Source organism: Pseudomonas nitroreducens TX1, from assembly GCF_000313755.1.
Taxonomy (GTDB): domain Bacteria; phylum Pseudomonadota; class Gammaproteobacteria; order Pseudomonadales; family Pseudomonadaceae; genus Pseudomonas; species Pseudomonas nitroreducens_A.
In genome coordinates this window covers 1-6,332 of the sequence record NZ_AMZB01000022.1, presented here as the reverse complement: position 1 = coordinate 6,332, position 6,332 = coordinate 1, and the positions used below count along the sequence as shown (strand labels likewise).

Genomic DNA, 6,332 nt, shown 5'->3' with positions numbered 1-6,332 from the left:
CGCGGATGCGCGGCTTTTGCGTTTCTGGCGCCTGTGACTGGCCCGTCTGCCGGAACGTTGCTCGCCATCCCGCTTTCCTACGCTCACCAGCTTTGGCCAAGCGCACCCCACAAGCCATACAGCCTGGTTAAGGATTAGACAGTGAGCCGAATAGCCGGCATTATCGGCTCACTATACGAGCCGAATAAACCCGCTAATCGGCTCACAAGCGGGCCATCTCATGAACGACACCCTCTGGATCTGGCAGCAGCCCCACTGGCCGCACTTCAGCTGGCAAACCGATGCGCTCGCCCCGCTATTGCGTGCTTGCAGCCAGGCTCAGGGCCGCTTGCTCGGGATGTTGAGCGTCGTTGGCGGTGACACCGAAGCGCAGAGCAGCCTGGATGCCATGCTGCAGAATATCGTCACCTCATCAGCCATCGAGGGTGAGCAGCTGAATGTCGGCTCGGTGCGCTCATCACTGGCACGGCGCCTGGGACTGAACGAAGAAGGTCGCACCACCTCTCGATCCGAAGGCCTGGCGGAACTACTGCTCGATGCCACCCGCGCCTATCAGCAGCCGCTTGATCTGCAGCGGTTGTTCACATGGCATGGTTGGTTGTTCCCCAGCGATGACCTCCTGCTGGCCCGCCCGCTACGCATCGGCATGCTGCGTGGCGAAGAGCCCATGCAGGTAGTTTCCGGCCGGCTCGACCGCCCTACCGTGCATTTCGAGGCCCCACCCCGTGCAGGGCTGGAAGCGCAACTGAACGACTTCCTCGTCTGGTTCGAGAGCAGCCGTAGCGATGCCAGCCTCGACCCGTTTCTACGGGCCGGCATTGCGCACTTCTGGTTCGTTACCCTGCACCCCTTCGATGACGGTAACGGCCGCCTTACGCGCGCCATCACCGACCTGGCACTGGCTCAGGGCGAACATCAGGCCATTCGCTTTTACGCCATGTCGGCGAGCATCCTCGACGACCGCGCCGGCTACTACCGCATCCTGGAAGCCAGCCAGAAAGGCACGCTGGATATCACCGCCTGGCTGCAATGGTTCCTCGCCGCATTGCTCAACAGCCTAGAGCAGGCCCTTGCGCGTATCGACCGCGTGCTGGTCAAGGCGCGCTTCTGGCAGGCACACCGCAGCCAAGCCTTGTCTGCCGAGCAGATCAAGGTTCTTAACCGCCTGCTTGATGGCGGCGAGCGCGGTTTCGAGAACGGCATCAGCGCCGCTCAATACCAGGCCGTAACCAAGGTCTCGAAAGCCACCGCCACACGCCATCTGAGCGATCTTGTTGAGAAGGGCTGTCTTGCTCGGCTACCGGGCGGCGGGCGCAGCACGCGTTACCAGATACAGCACTCGGCAAACATTCAAGGCTGACCCCGCAGCGACAAAGCAGCGCACCAGAGGCACCGCGAAACTATCGTGCCATTACGACAAGTTTCGGTACTATCCGGTTAACTCAGAATTACCCAGGGACAGGAAATGGACTTCACTCCCATCATCGCGCAGGTCTGGAGCACGCTGGGCTGGTTTATCCCGCTGATGCTGCTGATCGGCCTGCTCAAGTCACCTTGGGCCAAGGGTCATATTGGCGAACTCTTGGTACGGCTGTTTGCCCATTGGCAGCTGGACCAGCAGACTTACCGCCGCCTGCACAACGTCACCCTGAACACGCCAGACGGCACCACGCAGATCGACCACGTGTTCCTCTCGCCCTACGGCATCTTCGTGCTGGAAACGAAGAACATGAGCGGCTGGATCTTCGGCAATGAGAAGCAGGCACAGTGGACGCAGAAGCTCTACAAGCGCACCTTCAAATTCCAGAACCCGCTGCGTCAGAACTACAAGCACCTCAAAGCACTGGAAGCCACCCTTGGCGTTCACGCCGAGTACTTGCACTCGGTCATTACCTTTGTCGGCGGCAGCACCTTCAAAACCGAAGTGCCGGCCAACGTAACCCAGGGCATCGGCTTTATCCGCTATATCAAGTCATTCCAGCAGCCAGTATTCAGCGAGGCTGAAGTCGACGCCATGCTGCAAGTACTGCAAAACGGCCGCCGCGCGCCGACTCTCGCTACACACCGCGAGCACGTGCAAAACCTCAAGCGCCGTAGCGATCCGACAGCCGAACGGCAATGTCCGAAATGCGGCAGCACGCTGCTGATTCGAACTGTGAAAGCAGGGGCGAATGCGGGGCAGCAGTTTTGGGGATGCTCAGCGTTTCCCAAGTGCCGAACCATGCAGAGTCTCCAATAAAACCACTATCACTCAGAATGCAACCCCGCTTGATTGTTGAAAGTAAGCTGTAGCGCCAGCCGCTACGCTGCTTTTCCGGGAAGGGAACATGTATGGCAAGTAAAGCAAATGAGTTCGATGCAACGGCGTCGATGCTTGGTTATCTATATCAGGCACGATACGCCTTGCTCCTAAGCCTTCAGAAAATTAGGGAAGTTCAGGATCCTGATGAGTGCTTCGTCTCCATCGAAAAACTCGACGATATCGCTTTCGAAATGGAGGGAAATCCTGTCGATATTCTTCAGACCAAGTTCCATGGCACTGAAGGCAACCTGACAGACAGAAGTGCCGACTTGTGGAAAACGATCAGGGTTTGGGCGGAAGGTATAATGAAGGGCGGCCTTGATCCCGCTACGACGAACTTCACTCTCATTACTACGCAGAGCGCGCCCAGCACTGGACTCGTTGCGGCATTGCTGCCTACGCCCTCTCGCAACATCAGCGACGTGAGGAAAACCCTCGATGAGATTGCTGGCGAGATGTCCAACGCGACAAATCTTACGGCCTATGCGGCATATAGCGCTTTGCTGGACTGGCAGAAGGATCAGCTCATCGGCTCCATTAACATCCTGTGCCGCTCCGCGAGCATTCTGGGTGTTGAAGATCTGATAAAAAAAGAGCTCAGAACCACTGCGGAAAAGAAGCATATAAATGCTTTTTGCACGCGTCTGGAAGGTGAATGGTTTAAGCGCTTTATCAGCGCCATGTCGTCAGATGAGAAAGAGGTTTGCCTTGGCGAGGTCGTTGCCATTATCGACGATCTTCGCTCTCAATTTTCGCTGACCAATCTCACTGCAGATTATGCCGATGCTGAACCAGAGGATATAGATGTCGATGGTGACGATAGGAATTTTGTAAAGCAATTACGCCTGATAGGGATACCCAACCCGGCTATCCGCTTTGCGATAATCAATTACTATCGTGCCTGCGAGCAGCGCTCACGCTGGTCAAGAGATGGCCTGGTCAAGCCCGGCGAACTAAAATCATATCTGAAAAGACTGGAGGAGGAGTGGTTAAACCATTCGTCACTCATTCTTCCAGACACTGACACCAGCAATTCAGAACAATGTAAAAAGTCTGGACGAGACGTATACGGGAAGTGCCAAAATGAAGGTGCCCTTGCCATACGAAGAGACTTTAACCATCCCTACGTTGCCAGAGGAAGCTACCACAGCCTAGCTGATGAACTGAAGATTGGCTGGCATCCCAATTATCAATCCCTTCTTCAAAAGGAAGATAAGAAGGGAGCAGCCTAATGTCGTTGAGGGAAATTCTGACTCAGGAAGAAATTAATCTTTATAACCCGGCCTATACTGGTTTTCTCTTCCTCGCATCACTGCGCGTTTGCTGTGAAATAAACACCCAGGGAATGCACTGCGCACTGCCCTATGTCGTGCTCCCAATGGCACTATCGCCACGAATAGCGGCCAACTTGCCGACCACGTATAGAACGCCCATAGCTTCATGGGTTGCTGAGCAGGGAGGAGAGTTATCCGACTTTTCAGCAATGGCCTCAGCCTGTATTCCCGTCGTCAACGCTTCCGCACTCTTTCTGCTGGATCGAAAAGTCATCCAGTTGACGGAACATGCACACTACCTCATTGCTCAAGACGAGCTTCCTAAAGCACCCAGCCTGTTCAATAAAAGCAAGAGCATGAAGCAAGCTCTTCATGCTGCAAACTTTATAGGAAAATGGTTTGCCCATTCCTCGACCGTTGAAACAATTTATGCACAGCTAGGAATCAGGCCATGACCATGCAAATTCTACAAATATCCGTCTACGGCAAAAATGGAGAGCGCCGAGACGTAAAACTCAACCCATCCCACGTCAACATCATTACGGGGGCTTCCAAGAAGGGAAAATCATCCCTTCTGGAGATTGTAGAGTACTGCCTTGGATCCAGTGAATGCAGCGTAGCGGAAGGACTTATCAGAAAAACTGTTGACTGGTACGCCATTCTTCTTCAATTTCGTGACACGCAGGTTTTTATTGCCCGCGCAGCACCATTGCCGGGGCTAAACTCCAACAGCACGTCACACATGATTATTGAAAAGGACATCAAAGTCCCGAACAGATCGGAACTCAAATCATCTACAAATATTGACAGCGTTGTTAATTACCTAACGGAAAAGCTTGGTGTTCCGGAGCAGGAAACAGAAATCCCTGAAGGTCAGACGCGCTCTTCAATTTCCATTAACTTTAAGCACTCAAGGTACTATCTTTTTCAGAGCCAGGATGAGATTGCCGCCAAGAAGATACTGTTTCATCGGCAATCAGAGCCACATATTCCCCAAGCTATCAAAGACACCATTCCATATTTCCTGGGTGCCGCTGAAGATGACCGCCTGACGGATCTCGCCTCCTTGAGGAGCCTGAAGCAGGAAAAGACACGTCTTACCAAGAAGCTGTATGAGCTTGAGTCCCTAAAGGGTGATGGGCTCCAAAAAGGCTATGTCTTGCTCGCAGAGGCCGCTAGTGCAGGTCTTTACACGGGCGAGAACCTCATACCCAATGAGAAGGATCTTCTTGCCAGACTATCGCGCATCAGCAATTGGGTGCCGCCGCTGGCCCCCGCTGAAGACAACACCGACGATCCCCTGTCAGCATTGGAGCGTGAGTATCAGCGCTTCCAGCAGCAAAAACGCGAGGTGCGGTTCAAGCTGAATGCCGCCAATGAGTTCGCAAGATCCGAAACCGGCTTCGAGAATGAAGCTGGTGAGCAAAGTTTCAGGTTGCAATCCATTGGCCTGTTCAAGAAAGCAGTCGCCGCCGAGCATCTCTGTCCGATCTGCGAGACCCAGCATGAAGCTCGCGATAGCGCTGAAGGCATTATTCAACAAGCCATTGCCGACCTTGCGCATAAGCTCGATGGCGTGGAGCGAAACCGACCACGGATCACGAGTTACATTCATGGCCTGGTCAAGGAGCAAAATGATCTAGCTGATAAAATCAAAAAGACACGCGATAGTATCGACCAGATCAGATTGAAAGATGCAGCATCAGAAGGATTGCAAGACCGAAACCTTCTGAAATCCAGGATTGCCGGACGCGTATCGCTCTATCTGGATGGCATTAATTGGTCAGATGATGCTGGGCCGATCAAGAAGCAAATCGCTGCGCTTGATCCGCAGATAGAAGAGCTTGAAGAAAAACTCAATCCTGACGCTCTCAAAGAAAGGCTGGATGCTCAAGTCAGCATTATTAGCGAAGACATGACGCGATGGGCAAGGGAGTTGGGGCTCGAACACTCAGAGCACCCCATCCGCCTTGATATACCCAAGCTCACTGTCGTGGCCGAAACGCCTCACGGCAGAACACCTCTTCATCGTATGGGCAGCGGTGAAAACTGGGTCGGCTATCACCTGGTGACCTATCTGGCACTGGCCAAATGGTTCATAAAAGAGAATCGCCCTGTCGGCAGGTTCATCTTCTTTGACCAGCCTACGCAGGTGTATTTCCCGTCTGATAAGGCCGTGACTGGCAACATTGAAGAAATTGAAAAGGACGAGGATCGAAAAGCAGTTAAGAAGATGTTCGAATGGCTCTTCAAGGTGGTCGAAGAAGAGCTGGGGCCAGATCTTCAGGTAATAGTTACCGACCATGCTGATATTGAGGAAGACTGGTACCAATCCGCCATCGCAGATGAAAAATGGCGCGGGGATGTTGCACTTATTCCCAAGCATTGGTACTCGGAGGAATAATCGAGCTAAATCTTACTTCTGCCCCTCTGCCGAAAAGCTAGAAGATGCCCATGTTACCGCATCTTTGCTATCTCGCTGCAGCTGCGCTCTCTAGCCAATCATCGGAAGAGCAACTACCGAAAGCCGAGCGTTGTCAGCCAAGCGCGGAAAGCAGGCTCATTCTTGGCCGTTTCGCGGTACAAAAATCAGTACACTGGCGGTACAGTGCCCAACTTTTTCAGATTTCGCTCAATTACGCTTAACCCGCTCTACGACGCTGCCTCCAGCTCACTGTACCTGCGCTAACCTACGCACGATTTCACTGAGCTTGCAGCGTTTCTAGGCAACTCATAATCCTTTGGTCCACGGTTCA

The 6,332-nt window shown here is 53.4% G+C and carries 5 protein-coding genes; all 5 read left to right on the top strand.

The window, feature by feature from the left end:
• The first annotated feature begins 220 nt into the window (after window positions 1-220).
• The 5 genes from C167_RS0100220 (at window position 221) to C167_RS0100200 (ending at window position 5,980) form a co-directional block, all read left to right on the top strand.
• Window positions 221-1,360 carry a Fic family protein gene (locus C167_RS0100220; protein WP_017516282.1) on the top strand — a complete coding sequence of 380 codons (1,140 nt, stop codon included), beginning with the start codon at window positions 221-223 and terminating at the stop codon, window positions 1,358-1,360.
• A 105-nt stretch (window positions 1,361-1,465) separates the two neighbouring features.
• Window positions 1,466-2,239: a nuclease-related domain-containing protein gene (locus C167_RS0100215; protein WP_017516281.1), complete on the top strand. Its 774-nt coding sequence runs from the start codon at window positions 1,466-1,468 to the stop codon at window positions 2,237-2,239.
• A gap of 92 nt (window positions 2,240-2,331) precedes the next feature.
• Window positions 2,332-3,534, top strand: a complete 1,203-nt coding sequence (locus C167_RS0100210) for an ABC-three component system protein (protein ID WP_017516280.1) — start codon at window positions 2,332-2,334, stop codon at window positions 3,532-3,534.
• On the top strand, window positions 3,534-4,031 hold the full coding sequence (locus C167_RS34355; RefSeq protein ID WP_157791798.1) for a three component ABC system middle component: 498 nt from the start codon (window positions 3,534-3,536) through the stop codon (window positions 4,029-4,031). The genes C167_RS0100210 and C167_RS34355 overlap by 1 nt, the downstream gene beginning before the upstream one ends.
• Window positions 4,028-5,980, top strand: coding sequence for a DUF3732 domain-containing protein (locus tag C167_RS0100200; protein ID WP_017516278.1), 1,953 nt, complete (start codon window positions 4,028-4,030; stop codon window positions 5,978-5,980). Before C167_RS34355 ends, C167_RS0100200 begins: the two co-directional genes overlap by 4 nt.
• Window positions 5,981-6,332 lie beyond the last annotated feature (352 nt).